The following is an 18,370-nucleotide window of genomic DNA, read 5'->3' as shown; positions in this document are numbered from 1 at the left end:
AGAGGACCAAAATAGTCCTCCCTTTTTGAAGTCCACCGCAGGCATCCGCTATCGGAGCTTCCGGAACGCCGGAGCTCCGGTCGACGGAGCGATACTTGGGCGCCGAGCGCCGCGCCGCGGGCGATCGGCACTTCCGGCACACAAGCTGCCATCTAAGGCTTTTTGTACATTTATGCAAAATAATGCCCTTCTTTGAGATCGGCGATCAGTCCGGGCTGCATCGGTTTCCAGCCCAGAAGCTCCCGTGTTGCCAGACTCGCTTGCGCAGTATTGTACAAGCTTGTGATGTCGAATGCTGCAATGGGGCCAAGAAAGCCAAAATGGTCGGCAGCTTCTTCAGGTGTTATGCTGACCGCCGGCACGTTCACTTGCCGCCCGATGACCGCGGCGATTTCGCGGAGCGGAATGCCTTCATCGCCGGCGCCAAGCAGCCGTGAGCCCGCCGGGGCGGATTCCAGCGCCAGACGGTACAGAACCGCCGCATCCAGGCGGTGAACCGCCGGCCAACGGTTCGTTCCGTCGCCGATGTAGGCGGCGAAGCCCTTCGCCCTGGCGATGTTGATCATCATGGGCACAAAGCCCTTATCGCCTTCGCCGTGCACGGACGGTGCAAGCGAGACGATGGATGCCCGAATACCCCGCTCTACCATGGCAAGCACCGCATGATCCACGGTATGTCCATTTGCGTGAGCCGTGGTAATGAACGGCTTCCCGGAGCCTTCGAGCGCCGCTCCCATGACTTCCACGGCCCGCAAATCCAGCGCCAGCGCACCTTCAAAGTCGGAAAAATCGTTGGTGAACGCCAGATGAATTACGCCGTCAGCAGCCGCGGCGGCGCTGCGCAGAGTATCAAGATCATCCAGCGTGCCGTACAGCGCTTCGGCTCCCGCCGCCTTTAATCCCACGGCTTTCTCTTCAGAACGGCAAAGACCCGCCACTGTATGTCCCGCGCCGATCAGTTCCCGGACGACCGCGGAACCGACATACCCTGTTGCTCCTGTAACAAAAACATTCATAATGATATCCTCCTCCATGAGTTGACTGCTTGAACATGTTAAGCATAAACTATGAAGTGAACTCTAGGGCAAGCGATCCAAAGGAGAAATGATTATGAAAATTCAGGAACTGGCGGACAAGATGGGATTAACGATCCATACGATCCGCTTTTATGAAAAGGAAGGCTTGCTGGATGAAAGGCATGTCCGGCGAGAAAGCAACAATTACCGCAACTATTCGGAAGAGGCTGTCGAGCGGTTGAAGCTCATCAAGAAGTTCCAGTCCATCGGCTGTTCGCTGGCTGAACTGAAGGAAGTTCTGCAGGACCACGACGCCAATGCCCGCACTAACCTGCAGATTATAGATTGGATTCGCGGCAAGAAAAAGGAGATCGAAAGCAGGAAGGAAGAATACGACCAAATGCTGGATACCCTTAACAAGATGCTGGAGTATCGGACTCTACTCATGGAAGATCCGCAAAAAGCTCAAGAGATGCTAAAGACTTGGCATGCCGGCTTATCCGATTGAGCTACAATGAAGCTTCCCCATTAGTCCATGCAGAACAACTGAATCCGCTTACTGGCTGGAGAAATACAAATAGGCGCTGATTTCATGATACTCGGTCCAGCGGACAAACATGTCCTGTATGAACTGCCCAAGGATGCAGATGGCTCATCCTACCAAAAAAGCGCGCTGGCTGTTCAAGATCGCAGGCCGCTTGGGCTCTAGTTGCGAGGCAAGCTCCTGGTAATCCCGCTGAACGGGTAGCCTTCAATTTCGTAACGTTGCCGTTATCTTCTCACAGATCCTGATCACCTTGAAGTGTGCTATGTTTGACGCTTACCTGAGTACTTTTGGTCATAACCTTTTTACTGAAAAACTTACGGATTTTTATGTTTTTCCAATAACGCTTTTGGCGATATCGACAACTTAGTTAAGTCCAGCAATTTGTTTTTTTGCATTTGTTGTTGTTTTTGTTTTGTTTGTTTAGTTCCGTCCCCATTATCGTCCCCAAAACAATTTCAACTTGACCAAAAGATTCATGAATCATTTCATGGGTAACTAAAAAACCCTTGCTACGCAAGGGTTTCATCATGATAAGTTATGGTGGAGCCTAGGGGGATCGAACCCCTGACCTCATCGCTGCCAGCGATGCGCTCTCCCAGCTGAGCTAAGGCCCCGTGAATCATGGCGACAAGTAAGATCATAGCACAGGAAAGTTGTACCTGTCAATCATTTTTCTTGCTGCCATTGGAGAGCAAACTGTTTAGCTCCTTCATGAACATGTCGATATCTTTGAACTGCCGGTATACCGAGGCGAAACGCACATAAGCTACCTCGTCCACGGGATACAGCTGCATCATCACCAGCTCACCGATTTCGCGGCTTTGCACTTCGGCCTGCGCTGTTGTACGCAGCTCTTTCTCGGCCTCGGATACAATCACTTCAAGCTTCTCAACCGGCACGGGACGCTTCTCGCAGGCCCGGATAAGACCACGCAAAATCTTGTCGCGGTTGAACTCTTCTCGGCTGCCGTCTTTTTTGACGACAATCAGCGGGGTTTCTTCAATCATCTCGAACGTTGTGAATCTTCGGGTGCATTTCTCGCATTCGCGGCGGCGGCGGATCGACTTATTGTCGTTCGCAGGTCTGGAATCCAATACTTTGGTTCCCGCGTAATCGCAATACGGACATTTCATCGGATTTGTTGACCCCCATCTTTGAAAAAGAATTTCCATACGTTTCCTGTAATGAAACTCGTGCAATCGCACATAATACTTGTACCAACCGCAAGGAGGTGAAAGACAATGAGTTCAAACCGCAGCAGCAACCAACTGGTTGTACCACAAGCCAATGCAGCGCTCGACCAAATGAAATATGAAGTCGCGCAAGAGCTGGGTATTACGATCCCACAAGACGGTTACTATGGTAACATGGCTACGCGTGACGCTGGCTCCCTTGGGGGTTACATCACTCGTAAACTGGTACAAATCGCCGAGCAATCCATCGCAGGTCAGTTTAAATAAGGTTCACAGGATTTATAATGGAAGCTTTGGCAGCCGCCCTCAGGGGCGGATCTGCCAAGGCTTCCTTATTATTTTGCCGCAAATTCAGGATAAAGCTTCTTGTATTTATTATAATAATAAATGACGCGCTGTACATAGTGGCGGGTTTCCCCATATGGAAGCTTGTCCACCGTCTCCAGCTTGCCATCCCATGTTCCCTCCGACATCCATCGGTTTACTGTCCCCGGTCCCGCATTGTAAGCCGCAACAACGGCATACGTGTTGCCCTTGAACTGCTGCAGAAGCGAGTTCAGATACCAGGATCCAATTTCAATGCTGATGTCAGCGCGGCTGGCAATGGCAGCTTGGGTAACATTGGAGAATTTCCCCTTTTGCACAATCCAGTCTGCCGTTTCCGGCATCAGCTGCATCATACCGATGGCACCTTTCTTCGATACCTTATTATTGCTGAAATTCGTCTCCACCCTTATAATAGCAGCCACCAGATGCGGGTCCAGCCCATAATTGACCGAACTGATCTTAATGTCGGATTGGTAATGGATCGGATACATCCAGCGGTTCATCCAGTCGGATTTCAGATACAGCAGTACCAGCACCGCAATAATCAGAAGCAGCAGTACACGTTTTTTAAATATCTTCCTCACCATCACGAAAGTCCTTGCTCACGCCAAAATTGTTCAATTTGCGCCTCTGTGTTTTCAAGAGAACCGCTATTGTCTATTACGAAATCCGCAAGCTTTCTCTTCTCTTCAATATCCATCTGCAGCCCAATGCGCTGCTCCGCTTGCTCAGCTGTCATGGAGTTGCGTGCCATCAGCCTCTCCATCTGCAGGTGGCGCGGTATATATACGACAATGATTCCCCTGTACAGGGAAGCTTGTCCCGTCTCATACAAAAGCGGAATATCCGCTACAATCAGTCCGCCTGGGTTCTCCAGCTCAAAGGCATTCATTCGCGACCACATGGTCGCCCGGATCGCCGGATGCAGAATACCCTCAAGCTCGTCCAGCTTCTCCCGATTGCCGAAGACGATCTTCCCAAGCTCTCCCCTGTTCATCGTTCCATCCTCATTCAATACGGCCTGCCCGAATACAGCCGTAATTTGCGCCAGCGCAGGCTCGCCGGGAAGCACAACTTCCCGGGCAACCTGGTCGGCATCGACAATTTTCGCTCCCCGTGCGGACAGCATGGCGGATACCGTGCTTTTGCCGCAAGCGATACCGCCTGTTAATCCAACTATCATACCTTCACCTCATAATGCCCCTTTTATAACAACCGCAAAATCCCCATCATAATCAGCATAATCCCCGGTAATACCGATAGTGCGCGCATTCCCCGCCAAGCTGCAAAACGAAACCCCAGCCGCATCCCGGCAAGCAGGAACAGTCCGCTGGTGGTTGAAATGATAAATGCCGTCAACAGCGGCGACAAGCCGACCATGGCTGCGCCAAGTCCCGCTCCGAAGCTGTCGATCGAGAGGGCGAAGCCAAGCAGCACAGCCTCTGACGCCGAAATAATACCGGAGCGGTCCACATCCGCAATTTGCGGCGTCCGCAAAATTTGAATCACGATCCCCAGGCGCTTCCATTCCAGCAGCAGCACAGGCACAGCCGGCGTAAGTCCATTCATTTCCGCTGCTGAACCGGATGGCTCAGGCTCTTCCGGAACGCTTTCCTTGGCTTCCCTGCGTCTTCGCCATAATTGAAACAGAGCCCAGCAGCCGATGACCATCAACAAACTTGCGCCGATCCACTTGGCAGTCAGCGGCGACAGATGGCCTGTCAGCATGGAGCCGATCTGCATGGACAGCCAGACAACAAAACCCGAACAGAGAGAAATGATGACAATGGATACGACCGGTATCCGAATCCGTCGTAATCCGTACGTTACACCAACGCCGAAGCCGTCCAGACTGACGGCAAAAGCAAGCAGCAATAATGAAACGACATGTGCCAGCAACCGATGTCCCTCCCATAACGGCGACTGCTTTAAGCTTGCCCCTGACCGCCAATCCATCGGCTTGGAAGCAGGTAAGCTGTGCATTCGCCCATTAACATGAACGGTACATCATATGCGGTTTCTCCCCAGTCGTGCCTTATTTGCGCGAGAGCTTGCCCGCTTTGGACAGCCTGGGTACAGGCTGGCAGCTCGTACAGATATGGGTGCCTCTGCCCCCTACCACAAGCTTTTCGATAAACTGTCCGCAGCGGCTGCAGGGTTCATTCTTCCGGCCGTAGACGAGCAGCTCATGCTGAAACATTCCCATCTCGCCTTGTCCGTTCACATAAGACTTGATGGAGGAGCCGCCCGCTTCAACCGCCCGCCCCAAGGTGGCGATGATTGCTTGATGCAAGCGCGCCCATTCAGCCGGTTTGATGGAATCCGCTGTCCGCTCGGGATGAATACCCGCCGTGAACAGCGCCTCATCTACATATATATTGCCAAGCCCCACGACATATTCCTGATTCAGCAGCAGCGGCTTGATTTTGGTCGTCCGTTTAGCCAGCTTCTTCTTGAAAGCCTGCAGCGTAAAAGCATCATCAAGCGGCTCCATGCCGAGTTTGTTAAGCGGCGGCAGCGTGAGCTCCTCGCCCCAATCAAACAGGTGCATCGTCCCGAACTGGCGGACATCCTTATAACGCAGCTCCGTATCGTCGCTAAAATGAAAGACCACATGCGTATGCAGCTCGGGTGGCTCCTTACGATCATAGACACCATAGCGTCCTTCCATACGCAGATGGGAAACGAGCACCAGGCCATCAAGCATAATCCGCAGAAATTTCCCTCTACGTTCGACCGACTGGATCGTCCGGCCAACAAGCAGGGCTGCAAATTCATCCGGCGCTTTGGGCCGCTGTATAATCCGCGGCAGCGAAACGGTCACCCGCTCTATCCGCTTTCCCGCCACAAGCTGGTTCAGTGTCCGCCGAACGGTTTCCACCTCCGGCAATTCCGGCATTTCCTTCACCTCCGACACAACCCTTAGGCCTAAGCAGCATAGAAATCTATGCCCGAAGCCCCCGGGTTGGTATTATAGTATAACCGGTTCTTGACCCAAACCGCCTTATTTTGCTTCGTACCAATTCACTCCGTAATTGACATCCGCTTTGAGAGGCACATCCAGCTCCAGTGCGCTTTCCATAACTTCCGGCACAAGCGTCTTCATCAGCTCGAGTTCATCCTCCGGCACCTCGAACACCAGCTCATCATGTACCTGCAGCAGCATGCGGCTGCGAAGCTTGCGCTCTTGCAGCTTCTCGTCCATCCGCACCATAGCAAGCTTGATAATATCAGCTGCCGTGCCTTGAATCGGCGTATTCATCGCCGTTCTCTCCGCGAAGGAGCGCAGGTTGAAGTTGGAGGCTTTGATATCCGGCAAGTATCGACGGCGCTCCAGAAGCGTTGTCACATACCCGTCCTGACGGGCTTGTACCACAATATTGTCCATATAGCCCCGCACACCGGGGAAGGCTTCAAAATACTGTTCAATAAACCGGGCCGCATCCTTGCGTGTAATATTCAGGTTATTGGACAGCCCAAAATCGCTGATCCCGTACACAATGCCAAAATTAACCGCTTTCGCCTGACGGCGCATGTTGCTGTCCACCTCTTCGGCGCGCACGCCGAACACATCCATCGCGGTCTTGGTATGGATGTCCATATCCTCGATAAAGGCTTCCTTGAGCTTCTCATCATTGGAGATATGCGCGAGCACGCGCAGCTCGATCTGCGAGTAATCCGCTGCCAGAATGGTCCAGCCCGGCTCCGACGGAACAAACGCTTTGCGGATGCGGCGTCCTTCCTCCAGCCGGATCGGTATGTTCTGCAGGTTCGGAAATTGGCTCGACAAGCGGCCCGTTGCGGCAATCGTCTGCCGGTAATACGTATGCACCATGCTGCTGTCGCGGCGGATTTCCTTCAGCAGTCCTTCAATATAGGTGGACTGCAGCTTCGCCAGCGTCCGGTACTGCAGGATGAGCGGTATAATCCCGTGGTACGGCTCCAGCTTCTCCAGGACATCGGCATCGGTGGAATAGCCGGTCTTCGTCTTTTTCATTGCCGGAAGGCCGAGCTTCTCGAACAAAACTTCGCCCAGCTGTTTCGGTGAACCGATATTGAATTCCATTCCCGCGTGCATATAGATATCGCTTTTACAGCGGGCGATTCCCTGCTCCAGTTCCTTGCCCAGTTCCTCCAGCGTGCCCGCATTGACCCGGATGCCCTGCTTCTCCATCCCTGCAAGCACAATGGCGAGCGGCTGCTCCAGCTCATAATACAGCTTGCTCATGGCGCCTTCCTCCAGCGCCTTCTGCTGCAACGGTACAAGCCTGCGGACCGCATCCGCCTTGGCCGCCAAATGACGGGCCAATATCTCCCGCTCGGGAATGCGGAACTTAGCACCCTTGCCATAGACCGACTCATCCGACTGGATGGCGGGAAGCTCATAGCGCTGCATCAAATAAACGAGCGTCTGGTTAGACTCCGTCGGATCCAGCAGATAAGCGGCAAGCAGCACGTCAAAATCGGTACCGCAAAGGTCAATGCCATTCCAATGCAGCGTCAGATCCGCTTTGTGCAGATCGTAGCCGAATTTCCTTGCTTCCGGATTGCCCAGCCATTGACGCACGGGCTCGCCCGCCTCAGCCAGCAGCTCTTCCGAGGTGAGCACCAGAACCCGCTCCTCAACCGGGATCGCCAGCCCAAGCAGCACTGCATGATGCGGATTATCGCCCGCTGCCTCGATATATACATTCTCCGCTCCGGCCAGCAGTCCGCTCAGCTCAGATGGGCTCAGTTCATTCAAGGCCACGATATCGTAATTCGCCTCCGCAGCCACAGCGCTATCCGCCCCAAGCTCCGGCAGATCGAGCCGCTCCATGAGGGACCTGAATTCAAGCTTGCGGAAGGCATCCGCCAGCTGCGCCTTGTCATAGCCGTTATAGGCCTCCACACCCTCCGCATTGTCCAGGGGAACCTCGCGGAATATGGTGGCCAGCTTCTTGCTCATTCGCGCATCCTCTTGATGGGCCGCGACCTTCTCCTTCATTTTACCCTTGAGCTCGCCGGCATGGGCCAGCACTTCCTCTACGGTGCCATACTCATGGAGCATCTTGAGCGCCGTCTTCTCGCCCACGCCAGGAATTCCGGGAATATTATCCGAGGCGTCGCCCATCAGCCCTTTAAGATCGATAATTTGCAGCGGCGTCAGGCCGTATTTATCCTTAATTTCCTGCGGATTATACCGCTCGACCTCGCTGACTCCCTTACGCGTCAGGGCAATTGTCACATAATCGGAAGCCAGCTGCAGCATGTCCTTGTCCCCGGAGACAATCAGGGTCTCGACCTTCTGCTCATCCGCCATCCGCGTCAAGGTCCCGATAATGTCATCGGCTTCATATCCAGGCAGCTCAAATTGGGCAATTCCGAAGGAACGCAGCAGATCCTTGAGCACCGGAAACTGCTCGGACAGCTCCGGCGGCGTCTTGGCCCGTCCGCCTTTATATTCCTCATATCCCTCATGGCGGAAAGTTACCTTCCCCGCATCGAAAGCAACAAGCATATGCGTTGGCTTCTCTTCCTCCAGCAGCCTCAGCAGCATGGTGGTGAAGCCGTACACCGCATTCGTATTAAGCCCTGCTGAATTCGTTAACGGAGGCATGGCATAAAACGCCCGAAAGACAATGCTATTTCCATCAATCAATATCCATTTATCCATACGAAAGGCACACCTCACCTTGGTTTTCCTATGATCTATCATAGCATAAAGCGGGCAAGCTTTCCCATCAAGTCTATGCTCAAACACGAACATTCCACATATTACAGTTTCACGTGCTTCCACAGGCAAATCCGCAGTCTGAAAATATGAAAAACAGCCGCGCAACCGGGCTGTTTCCAATTTTTTATATTACCCGCAACAATCAGGATAATTTAGGTATCCGCTTCCATAATTGTGGAGGCGGCGTACGTGTTAAACCGTTAATATTATCGCTAACCGATAGCCGGCTGCGGCCTGCCGAGCAGATAACCCTGCGCATAATCCACGCCCATATCACGCATATGCTGCAGTTCTTCCTGCTCCTCAATTCCCTCGGCAACAATGGAAATGCCCATTTTGGCGGCAAATTCAGTGAAGGTATGCACGATTTGCTCCTTCATGGCGTTCAGATGGATGCCGTGAATAAGCGAGCGGTCGATTTTGATGAAATCAGGCTGCAGCTCCACGATCGACTGCAGCGAGGAATATCCAGCCCCCGCATCGTCAATGGCGATTTGATAGCCCTGGTTGCGGTAATGATCGAACATTTTCTTGGCCGCCCCAAAATCCTCGAAGGAGCTGCGCTCGGTAATTTCAAATACTACATTATGGGGCGACAAGCCGAAGCGCTCAAGCAGATACAGGGTTTGTCCGGGAGTGAATGAAGGGTCGTTCATAATTTGCGCCGTCATGTTAATAAACAGCTTTTGACCGCTGGCCAGCCCTGCGCTGCCTTCGATAGCCCGCTCGCGGGCCAGCCTGTCCAATCCATAAATCATTCCCTCCTCTGCCGCATAAGCAAATAACTGCTGGGGTCCTTCAAACCAACGCTTGTCGGGAAAACGGGAGAGCGCTTCATAACCGTACACATCCCCGCTGCGCAGAGAATAGATGGGCTGATACACCGGGAAGATGTCACGGCTGTGGAGGAGCTGTTCGAATGCGCGGCGCTGGAGACTCCGCTCGGTAGCCGAAGCCCGCTGTCCGTGAACAATCGCCTGCTTGATCCCTTCATACCATTGATCCCCCTGCTCATCCCGCTTGCCCATAATGGAAACACCGGCGTGCAGCTTCAGCTCCTGAACATCGCCATCGAATGAGTGATCCATGAAGCGCCTGCCCCACTCCCGCTTGAACCTGCTCCCGAGCTCCAGCAGCTGCTCCTCCAGCAATTCCTCGCGGGCTTCCGGAAGGGGCAGCCATATGTATAAATCATCGCGCATCCAGACGTAGCTGATCGCAAGCAGATTGGTCCTGTTATGCTGAGCGATGGCATGCTCGGCAAAAGCTCTCCAGCTGCTGTCGATGACCTGCCGGATATCAGTACGATCCTTTGCCTTGCCATGCCATGCCAAGTATATTATTCCTGTCGCTGCACTTTCTTCGGGACGTAAACTGTCTGGTGCTTCAAAGCTGTTATGTTGTCTCACGTCTACAATCGTTCCTCTCCCGGTTGCTTTTCAATAACTTCCCCTGAGATATAAGCGCTGCCTTTAATCGCCTTCGCCTGTTTTTTGAGTCGTGCTGCGGCTTGTGAAACAATCCCCGGCGTAATGGGGCAGTCTGCATCCCAGAGGAGCAGTGATAACGACAGGCTGACGCCTTCTTGCTCCACCTTGTTGCCGCTCCGGTCGATCACCATCGATACGTCGGAGCCGCCGTAATGGAATTTGACGCCTCCGTCGAACCGCTCCAGAATCTGTATGCACAGCTTCTCCGGCTGCGGATGATCCGAGAGCACAATAAAATCATCGCCGCCGATATGACCGACGAAGTCGCCCTTTCCGCCGTTCTCCCGGCCCGGTATTTCCTGCAGCACTTCAGCAAGGAACCGGATGAGCTCATCGCCCTGACTGAAGCCGAAGCAGTCATTGAACCATTTGAAATAGTCCAGATCGGCGTAGATCATGCAGAAAGGCTTGCCCGCATCAATGCGTCTTTTGATCTCCCGCTGGATGGCTCCATTGCCGGGCAGCCCGGTGAGCGGGTTCGCGGTCCGCGCTTCCTCGGTGCGCAAATTCGTCATGCACTCCAAAATGGACCGGATGGATGCCGCGCCAAGCAGCTTGCCGTCCCGCGTGATGGTCACCACATCATACAGCCGGGAGATATCCCGGCCCATGGCCATCTGAGCGACCTGTTCCACAGGCAGCTCGGCATCCACCACAAGCGCATCGTCGTCCATCATCTTCTCGATGGAACGGTTCCAATACAGCGGAAGACCAAACTGTCCTGCCAGCATCTGATGCATTTTCTCTTTCATCACAAGTCCAACAGGCCGTTCCTGATTGACGACAATCGCACCCTGAAGATGCTGATTTTCCTCAAACATCCGGGCTACCTCCGATACCCGCGCGCTTGTGCGGAAGGTCGGGATCGTTTTGGCCAGGGCGCCAATGGAGTAGGACATATCGCCGTCATTATAGTCCAGACCATTCTCAACGCGCAGATACGGCCTGGCTTCCGCTTCCTGATAAGACACCTCGCGGGCAGCTGCGCTTTCGTCCCGCAGCCGGTACCGCATAACCGAGACAAGAGCTTCTTTAATGGCATGGTAGACCATCGCCTCTGCAGAGCGGCCGAGGCCCGATGGCAGTACCGAAGCGCTGCCGATGGCCATACGCTGCTGGACCCTGCCCTCCGGGGCTGCGGAAACCACTTTCATCATCTGCTGACGAAGGGTATTAACCGCATTCTCCAGAAGCAGATCGAGTCTCTCATCCGACTTGCTGCGCTGAAAAAAGAAGAAGAAATCGCTCTCCATCCGGTAACGCCAGATCAGGCGCTTCTGCTCCGTCACCCATGTCTGGAGCGCTTCAAGCACTGCTGCTCCGCTCACCGGGAGGTGCATGATAATAACTCCGATTCCTCCATGATGCCAGCGCTCCGTAATACGGTGAATCATCGTGCGGTCCAACAGACCATATCCGATATCGTCCACAAGTATCCCTCTTTGGTTGGAACATTTTGACTGCTCTAATAGTTCAATTGTACCAGTCGTTTGTGAAATAAATATAGCCGCTTTGTTAACGTTATGTAAAAAAAGCAAAATAACCGGCTCTCATCTTCTGAGCTCCGGTTATGCGTGTGAAATTCAAGCCTATGGTTGAATAGCACGGCTGCTATCGCGCTTATTCCCCAGCAACTTTTTAGCCAAAGCGCCCGGAGATATAATCGTCCGTCTGCTTCTCAGCAGGATTGGTGAATATTTTATGAGTCTCATCGAATTCAACCACTTTACCCATATAGAAAAAGGCGGTTTTGTCCGATACGCGCGCGGCCTGATGCATATTATGGGTCACGATCACAATACAGTAATCGCGTTTGAGCTCGGCGATCAGCTCCTCGACCTTGGATGTGGACACCGGATCAAGTGCCGAAGCAGGCTCATCCATCAGAATCACCTTCGGTTTGACCGCAATCGACCTGGCAATGCACAGCCGCTGCTGCTGTCCGCCGGACAGGGCGAGCGCGGATTGGTGAAGACGGTCCTTCGTTTCCTCCCACAGCGCCGCCTTGCGCAGGCAATCCTCCACAATTTCATCCAGCACTTTCTTGTTCTTGATGCCGTGGTACCGGGGACCAAACGCAATATTCTCATAAATGGATTTGTGGAACGGATTCGGACGCTGCCACACCATGCCGATACGCTGGCGCAGCAGCACCACATCGACACCAGTGTCATTGATATTGATTCCGTCCAGCCATATCTCTCCCGTGGTACGGACACCGCCAATGGTATCGTTCATCCGGTTGAGGCTCCGCAGGAAGGTGGACTTCCCGCATCCCGACGGACCGATCAGGGCCGTAACCTCGCGTGCCTCAAAATCCAGCGACACGCCCTTGATCGCTTCCTTCTCGCCGTAAAATACACTCAGCTGCTTGGCTGACAATTCTTTTTCCTTGACATTCATGAAAAATGCCTCCCCTCTCCTATGCTGATTTCTATTTGGTGGCCGTGAATTTACGATGCAGTCTTCTTCCGAACCATCTGGCCGCAAAGTTAAACAGCAGGACCATGATCAGCAGCACAGCTGATGCGCCGGCGGCAATTTCACCCGCATCCGGAGCAAGGCCTTCGCTGTTGATTTTCCAAATATGAACGGCCAAGGTTTCGGCCGGCCGGAACGGATTGAGCGGGGAGAACGGGCTGAGAGGATTCCAATTGGTGAAATCCAGCCTTGGCGAACTCATTCCTGCGGTAAACAGCAGCGCGGCTGCTTCACCGAATACACGGCCCGAAGCCAGAATTGTACCGGTTACGATCGTCGGCATGGCGATTGGCATCATTACCGAGGTAATCGTCTTCCAGCGGGAAAGGCCAAGAGCCAGACTCGCTTCCTTCTGCTCACGCGGCACACCGCGCAGCGATTGCTCCGTAATCCGCACCATGAGCGGCAGATTGAATACCGTCAGAGCAAGCGCACCGGAGAATAAGGAGAACCCAAAGCCGAACAGGTTGACAATGACCAGCAGGCCGAATAATCCGATGACAATGGACGGGAAGGAGGACAGAACCTCAACCACGAGACGGATGGAATCCGTCAGACGGCCCGGCTTGGAATATTCGCTCATGTAGATTCCGGCGCCGATGCCAAGCGGAATCGTAATAATTAAAGTCAGTACCAGCAGGAATATCGAGTTGAACAGCTGCGGCCCGATTCCTCCGCCTGCCTTGATCGTCTGCGGCTCTGATGTCAGAAAATGAAAGCTGATATGTCCAAGGCCGCGGATAATAATGTAGCCGAGAAGCCCTGCGAGAATAAGGACAATTAATGCGGATACGATATAGATAACGGCTGTAGCAATCTTGTCTGCGACTTTGGCGCTCATTGTTTATTTCTCCCTTCCAGGAAACGAACCACGAATACGAACACAAACGTCATGGCGAGCAGGATCAGAGCCAGCGACCACAGCGCGTTGTTATGCGCGGATCCGGTAACTGTATTGCCCATGCTCAAGGTGATGACGCTGGTTAAGGTAGACGCTGACTCGAATAAGGAATGGGGGATATGCGGCGCATTTCCGATAACCATCTGAACAGCCAGCGCTTCACCGAACGCACGGGACATGCCGAGCACAACGCCGGTCAGAAGCGAAGGCAATGTGGTTGGAATGACAATGCGGTAGATCGTCTGCCAGCGTGTAGCTCCCAGTGCATAGGAGCCTTCTTTCAGACCAAACGGCAGGCCAGCCAGCGCATCCGTTGCAATTGTTGTGATCGTTGGCAGAATCATAATCGACAGCACGATGGAGCCTGCGGCAATCCCGATCCCCTGTCCAGGGAAAACCGAGCGCAGGAAAGGCACAACAATGCTGAGTCCTACAAAACCGTAAACGACAGACGGGATGCCTGCAAGCAGCTCGATGACGGGCTGAAGCACGCGGCGGCCGGCGCCAGGCAGGATTTGGGTCATAAATATGGCTGCACAGCATCCGAGCGGAGCGGCAATGCAAGCTGCCAGAAGCGAGGTGCTGAATGAGCCGAATATGAACGGCAATGCGCCAAACGACGGGATATCACCCTCTGGAGACCATTTCAATCCCGTCAGCAGTTCACCTACGTTTACGCCGCTCACAAAAAACGTGCTCAATCCGCGGGAAGCTACAAAATAAACGATCGCTACTATTGTGACGATAAGTACAATGATGCAGAGGGTCGTATATACCTTGCCGACCCATTCTTCCATTATGTGCGGTTTGATTTGTTTATGATTCGATCGTTGTTGAACAGGTTGCCCGCCCGCGGCCTGCCGCTCCATAGTACCTCTCCTTAATGGCCAAGAAGAGGCGGATGTCTCCACCTCTTTGACTGTTTATTGATTATTTTTTTAAAATCAGTATTTCCTGCAAATGAAGAAGCTTGCTGCGCAAGCCAGAGGAAGGCGCAGCATATTTCATTACTTCGTTACAGTGCCGGCAACGTCGCGTTTAATCTGCATTTTGCTGATCGGCGTGTAGCCAAGCTCAACTACGTCATTGTCTTGAACTTCCGGGCTCAGCATGTAATCCAGGAATGCTTTGGCAGCTTCATTAGGCTCGCCTTTGGTGTACATGTGCTCATATGCCCATACTGGATAGTCGCCAGTTACTACATTTTCTTCTTTTGGCTCTACGCCTTCGTATTTCAGGGTTTTGATGGTGTCGTCGATGTACGAGAATGCCAGGTATCCGATTGCGCCCGAAGTATCTGTAACCAGTTTCTTAACTGTACCGGAAGCATCCTCTTGAATGGAGCCCGGAAGGTCTTCCGATTTCATGCCCAGTGCGTATTTCTCGAAAGTAGCGCGTGTACCGGAGCTGGATGGACGGTTAACGATTGTGATGGCTTCATCTTGGCCGCCAACATCTTTCCAGTTCTTCACTTTACCTGTGAAAATATCAACCAATTGTTGTTTGGTCAGATTGTCGACAGTTACGCTTTTGTTGACAACAGTCGCCATAGCAACAACCGCTACTTGGTGATCAACAAGCTCTTTGGCTTTGTCTGCGTCAGCATCGACAAATTTCTCTTCTGCGAAAATATCCGAGTTGCCGATATCCGCTTGTCCGGCTTGAACTTGCGTAAGACCTGTACCGCTGCCTCCGCCTTGTACTTGAACGGTAATGCCGCTGTATTTTTCATCATCCATAAATTTTTTCGATACTTGGTCGACAAGCGGTTGAAGCGCGGATGAACCAGTTGCCAGAATCGATCCGGTAATTGGCGTTTCTGCTGCTGCATTGCCACCTGCGTTTGTTGCAGTGTTTCCGGTGGTATTTCCACCTGCCTCTGTATTGGTTCCAGCATTTGCAGCATTGCCGGTGTTGGTTTCGTTGTTTTTAGCCCCACAAGCTGCCAGACTGATTGATAACAAGACCACCGTTACAAGTAACCCTAACTTTTTCATCTCTTTGGTTTTCTCCTTCCGTTTCACACGGTTATTTGATTTACAAACTCATTATAGGTCGCTGGTGTTAATCTGATATTTTCTAAGTGTTAACGCTATGCTAAAAATGAATAGAATTATTGTATAATGTTGAGGTGTATTATATATTTAATCTATAAATTTAAAATGAAGGGGCTTCATCGTCATGAGTATATTAAGGATGAAGATTATTGTGCTGCTGGATAGGCTTAAAAAAGTCACTGCGGTTGCCGATGAGCTGGATCTCAAACAGCCGACAGTAAGCTTTCATATGAAGAAGATGGAGGAAGAATGGGGAATTCCGCTGTTCGAGATGAAGACAGGCAAGGTGCTGCTGACCGAAGCCGGCAAGACGCTTCATCACTATGCACAGCAAATTGATCATATTTACGGGGAGGCTCAGACGCGGCTGCAAACACTCCGCCAGACGGGCAAAAACCAGTTTATTATCGGCTGCACGGATCTCGCCGCTTCCCTCATGCTCCTATCAGGCGGTTTCCGGCTCTCTCAGGTGCCCGGCGACCTGCTGCTGTCCATCAGAACCGGAGGAGAGAATGAGCTTCATGCCCAGCTGGAAGACGGAAGCGTGGACCTGGTATTAAGCGGTCAATGGGTCGAGAACGCAAGCTTGTCGTGCGAACCCGTAGCCGAAGACGAGCTGGCCCTGATGATCCCGCGCGATCATCCATTAACGCGCTATTCCGGGCCGGGCTCATACCGGCTGAGCGGTCATCCATTCACCCTGATGGAGGAGCCTTCATTAATGAAGATTGTAAGGCAGTGGGAGAAAGACGAACAGGTCACACTGCAAATTGAACAGCTGACCGATCGCGTCGATTTTGCTCTGGAAGCGGTCCGCTCCGGAGGCTGCCTGTGCATCCTTCCTTCGAGGGTCAACCGGCAGGCGCAGGGCGGCGTTCCATCCATCAGACTTCCGGGCAAGCTGCCTTCCTGGAAGCTGTATGCCGCGTGGCGCACTGATTTTCCCCGTCCGCAGCTCATACCTTATTTGATCGATAAACTGCGCATGAGCATGTCTCTGCCCGAAGCGGATGTGTAGAGCCTGCTTTTTCATATTAAAAAAAGACTATCCTGTCAGGTCAAATGACCTTTAGATAGCCTTTATATCTTCTGGGTGTCCACCGTTAAAACCGTCGAAGGAAGCGGAATTAAGAGTTCAGGTCTGGACGCGATCCGGTAACCAGATAAACCACGCATTCCCCGATGTTCGTCGCATGATCCGCAAAACGCTCGATGTAGCGTCCGACAAAGCTGAGCAGGTTCGCTTGCGAGATGGTTTTCGGATTTTCCATCATGATGGTGAACAGCTCGCGAATGATTTGGGAATATAAAGCATCCACCAGATCGTCGTCTTTGGCCATTTTATAAGCCAAATCTGTATTTTCCTGTATAAAAGCCTGAATCGATTCCCGCGTCATCATCTGCACGATTTCCGCCATGCGGGGCAAATCGATCAGAGGCTTAATCAGAACCTGACCTTCCAGACGCACAACCGCTTTCGCGATATCGACGGACAGATCGCCCATCCGCTCCAGGTCGCTGGCGATTTTGAAGGCAACGAGAATTCGTCTCAGATCCTTGGCCACGGGCTGCTGTGTAGCGATCAGCTTGGCGCCGAGCTCGGATATTTTATCCTCGATCTTATTCAATTCCTTATCCTCGGCAATCAGACGCTTGGCTTCCGTAACATCCACATTCTCCAGCGCCTGCATGGAATCGCCGATTGCCTTTTCCACACGTTTACCCATTTCAACGATATGCGATTTTAGTTCATCAAGTCCTAAATCAAATTCTTTTCTTTGGGTCATCATAATGGCATGCTCTCCTTTATCTTAGCCGAACCGTCCGCTTATATAATCTTCCGTTCTTTGATCGCGAGGATTGGAGAACAGCTTCTCCGTATCCGAGAATTCCACTACCTCGCCATTCAAAAAGAAAACGGTCTGATTCGAAACACGAGCCGCCTGATGCATGTTGTGCGTGACCATTACAATGGTGTATCTGTCTTTAAGCTCCTGGGCCAGCTCTTCAATTTTCAGGGTAGAGATGGGGTCAAGGGCAGATGTCGCCTCATCCATGAGCAGAATGTCGGGATTAACCGCAAGCGCTCTTGCAATGCACAGCCGCTGCTGCTGTCCGCCGGACAGACTCAGCGCCGAACGCTTCAGATAGTCCTTCACTTCTTCCCAAAGGACTGCCGAACGAAGGCTTGTCTCGACGATTTCGTCCAGCTTCTGTTTATTGCGGATGCCGTGCAGGCGCGGTCCGTAAGCCACATTGTCATAAATCGACTTGGGAAACGGATTGGGCTGCTGGAACACCATACCGACTTTTTTGCGAAGCGTCTCGACATCAACTTCATTGGAATAGATGTCGGCGCCGCCAACCGAGATGCGGCCTTCAATGCGTGTTCCTGCAATCATGTCGTTCATCCGGTTTAACGTGCGCAGAAGCGTAGACTTCCCGCAGCCGGAAGGCCCGATGAAAGCAGTGATGGCTTTCTCCGGGATGTCCATCGATACATCTTTGAGCGCATGGAAGGTTCCGTAATACAAATTCAATTTTTGAATATCGATTAATGCTTGCATGGCGGACTCCTCCGTGTCGTGGACACACGTCCACATCAATAGTAGTATTGTATAGGCAATTTGTAAAAGTTGTTT

18 protein-coding genes and 1 tRNA gene are annotated in these 18,370 nt (G+C 52.5%); 3 read left to right on the top strand and 16 right to left on the bottom strand.

The annotated features are described in order from the left end of the window. Window positions 1-170 precede the first annotated feature (170 nt). Window positions 171-1,016, bottom strand: a complete 846-nt coding sequence (locus ACFOLF_RS28865; RefSeq protein WP_210037428.1) for an SDR family oxidoreductase — start codon at window positions 1,014-1,016, stop codon at window positions 171-173. Window positions 1,017-1,110: 94 nt separating this feature from the next. On the opposite strand from ACFOLF_RS28865, the gene ACFOLF_RS28860 reads away from it, so the two are divergent. After that, window positions 1,111-1,524, top strand: a complete 414-nt coding sequence (locus tag ACFOLF_RS28860; protein WP_210037427.1) for a MerR family transcriptional regulator — start codon at window positions 1,111-1,113, stop codon at window positions 1,522-1,524. A gap of 577 nt (window positions 1,525-2,101) precedes the next feature. Here the strand turns inward: ACFOLF_RS28860 and ACFOLF_RS28855 are convergent. Next, window positions 2,102-2,177, bottom strand: a tRNA-Ala gene (locus tag ACFOLF_RS28855). Window positions 2,178-2,225: 48 nt separating this feature from the next. Then, complete coding sequence (gene nrdR, locus ACFOLF_RS28850) at window positions 2,226-2,696, bottom strand: transcriptional regulator NrdR (protein WP_210037426.1); 471 nt, start codon at window positions 2,694-2,696, stop codon at window positions 2,226-2,228. A 108-nt stretch (window positions 2,697-2,804) separates the two neighbouring features. Here nrdR and ACFOLF_RS28845 point away from each other — a divergent pair, with 108 nt between their 5' ends. Continuing rightward, window positions 2,805-3,023, top strand: a complete 219-nt coding sequence (locus ACFOLF_RS28845) for a small, acid-soluble spore protein, alpha/beta type (RefSeq protein WP_210037425.1) — start codon at window positions 2,805-2,807, stop codon at window positions 3,021-3,023. 68 nt (window positions 3,024-3,091) lie between these two features. On the opposite strand, the gene ACFOLF_RS28840 is transcribed toward ACFOLF_RS28845, so the two are convergent. The 11 genes from ACFOLF_RS28840 to ACFOLF_RS28790 all read right to left on the bottom strand — a co-directional run bounded on the left by ACFOLF_RS28840 (window position 3,092) and on the right by ACFOLF_RS28790 (window position 15,668). Further along, window positions 3,092-3,670, bottom strand: a complete 579-nt coding sequence (locus ACFOLF_RS28840; protein WP_379112816.1) for a lytic transglycosylase domain-containing protein — start codon at window positions 3,668-3,670, stop codon at window positions 3,092-3,094. Next, the gene (gene coaE, locus ACFOLF_RS28835; RefSeq protein ID WP_210037424.1) at window positions 3,670-4,266 is read right to left on the bottom strand and encodes a dephospho-CoA kinase; all 597 of its coding nucleotides are present in this window, start codon (window positions 4,264-4,266) and stop codon (window positions 3,670-3,672) included. Before coaE ends, ACFOLF_RS28840 begins: the two co-directional genes overlap by 1 nt. A gap of 23 nt (window positions 4,267-4,289) precedes the next feature. After that, window positions 4,290-4,982 carry a sporulation membrane protein YtaF gene (gene ytaF / locus ACFOLF_RS28830; protein ID WP_210037423.1) on the bottom strand — a complete coding sequence of 231 codons (693 nt, stop codon included), beginning with the start codon at window positions 4,980-4,982 and terminating at the stop codon, window positions 4,290-4,292. A gap of 136 nt (window positions 4,983-5,118) precedes the next feature. Further along, window positions 5,119-5,982: a DNA-formamidopyrimidine glycosylase gene (gene mutM / locus ACFOLF_RS28825; RefSeq protein ID WP_210037422.1), complete on the bottom strand. Its 864-nt coding sequence runs from the start codon at window positions 5,980-5,982 to the stop codon at window positions 5,119-5,121. Window positions 5,983-6,087: 105 nt separating this feature from the next. Next, complete coding sequence (gene polA / locus ACFOLF_RS28820; protein WP_210037421.1) at window positions 6,088-8,739, bottom strand: DNA polymerase I; 2,652 nt, start codon at window positions 8,737-8,739, stop codon at window positions 6,088-6,090. A 272-nt stretch (window positions 8,740-9,011) separates the two neighbouring features. Then, complete coding sequence (locus ACFOLF_RS28815) at window positions 9,012-10,133, bottom strand: EAL domain-containing protein (RefSeq protein ID WP_210037420.1); 1,122 nt, start codon at window positions 10,131-10,133, stop codon at window positions 9,012-9,014. Between the two features lie 77 nt (window positions 10,134-10,210). Further along, window positions 10,211-11,719, bottom strand: a complete 1,509-nt coding sequence (locus tag ACFOLF_RS28810; protein ID WP_210037419.1) for a GGDEF domain-containing protein — start codon at window positions 11,717-11,719, stop codon at window positions 10,211-10,213. Window positions 11,720-11,927: 208 nt separating this feature from the next. Then, the gene (pstB, locus tag ACFOLF_RS28805; RefSeq protein WP_210037418.1) at window positions 11,928-12,692 is read right to left on the bottom strand and encodes a phosphate ABC transporter ATP-binding protein PstB; all 765 of its coding nucleotides are present in this window, start codon (window positions 12,690-12,692) and stop codon (window positions 11,928-11,930) included. 31 nt (window positions 12,693-12,723) lie between these two features. Further along, entirely contained in the window at window positions 12,724-13,611 is an 888-nt protein-coding gene (gene pstA, locus ACFOLF_RS28800) for a phosphate ABC transporter permease PstA (RefSeq protein WP_210037417.1), read from the bottom strand. Further along, entirely contained in the window at window positions 13,608-14,468 is an 861-nt protein-coding gene (gene pstC / locus ACFOLF_RS28795; protein ID WP_379112964.1) for a phosphate ABC transporter permease subunit PstC, read from the bottom strand. Before pstC ends, pstA begins: the two co-directional genes overlap by 4 nt. A 210-nt stretch (window positions 14,469-14,678) precedes the next feature. After that, window positions 14,679-15,668, bottom strand: a complete 990-nt coding sequence (locus ACFOLF_RS28790) for a phosphate ABC transporter substrate-binding protein (RefSeq protein WP_210037415.1) — start codon at window positions 15,666-15,668, stop codon at window positions 14,679-14,681. A 184-nt stretch (window positions 15,669-15,852) separates the two neighbouring features. Between ACFOLF_RS28790 and ACFOLF_RS28785 the strand changes: the two genes are divergently transcribed. Next, entirely contained in the window at window positions 15,853-16,746 is an 894-nt protein-coding gene (locus tag ACFOLF_RS28785; RefSeq protein WP_210037414.1) for a LysR family transcriptional regulator, read from the top strand. Between the two features lie 109 nt (window positions 16,747-16,855). Here the strand turns inward: ACFOLF_RS28785 and phoU are convergent, their stop codons facing one another. Both phoU and pstB (ACFOLF_RS28775) read right to left on the bottom strand, forming a co-directional pair. Next, window positions 16,856-17,515 carry a phosphate signaling complex protein PhoU gene (phoU, locus tag ACFOLF_RS28780; protein WP_210037642.1) on the bottom strand — a complete coding sequence of 220 codons (660 nt, stop codon included), beginning with the start codon at window positions 17,513-17,515 and terminating at the stop codon, window positions 16,856-16,858. A 24-nt stretch (window positions 17,516-17,539) separates the two neighbouring features. Continuing rightward, window positions 17,540-18,295, bottom strand: coding sequence for a phosphate ABC transporter ATP-binding protein PstB (gene pstB / locus ACFOLF_RS28775; RefSeq protein ID WP_379112820.1), 756 nt, complete (start codon window positions 18,293-18,295; stop codon window positions 17,540-17,542). Window positions 18,296-18,370 lie beyond the last annotated feature (75 nt).

Source organism: Paenibacillus sepulcri, from assembly GCF_042647105.1.
In the GTDB taxonomy this organism is placed as follows: Bacteria; Bacillota; Bacilli; order Paenibacillales; family Paenibacillaceae; genus Paenibacillus_Z; species Paenibacillus_Z sepulcri.
Note: the sequence above shows the minus strand (reverse complement) of the source record. Positions and strands in the feature narration are given on the sequence as shown.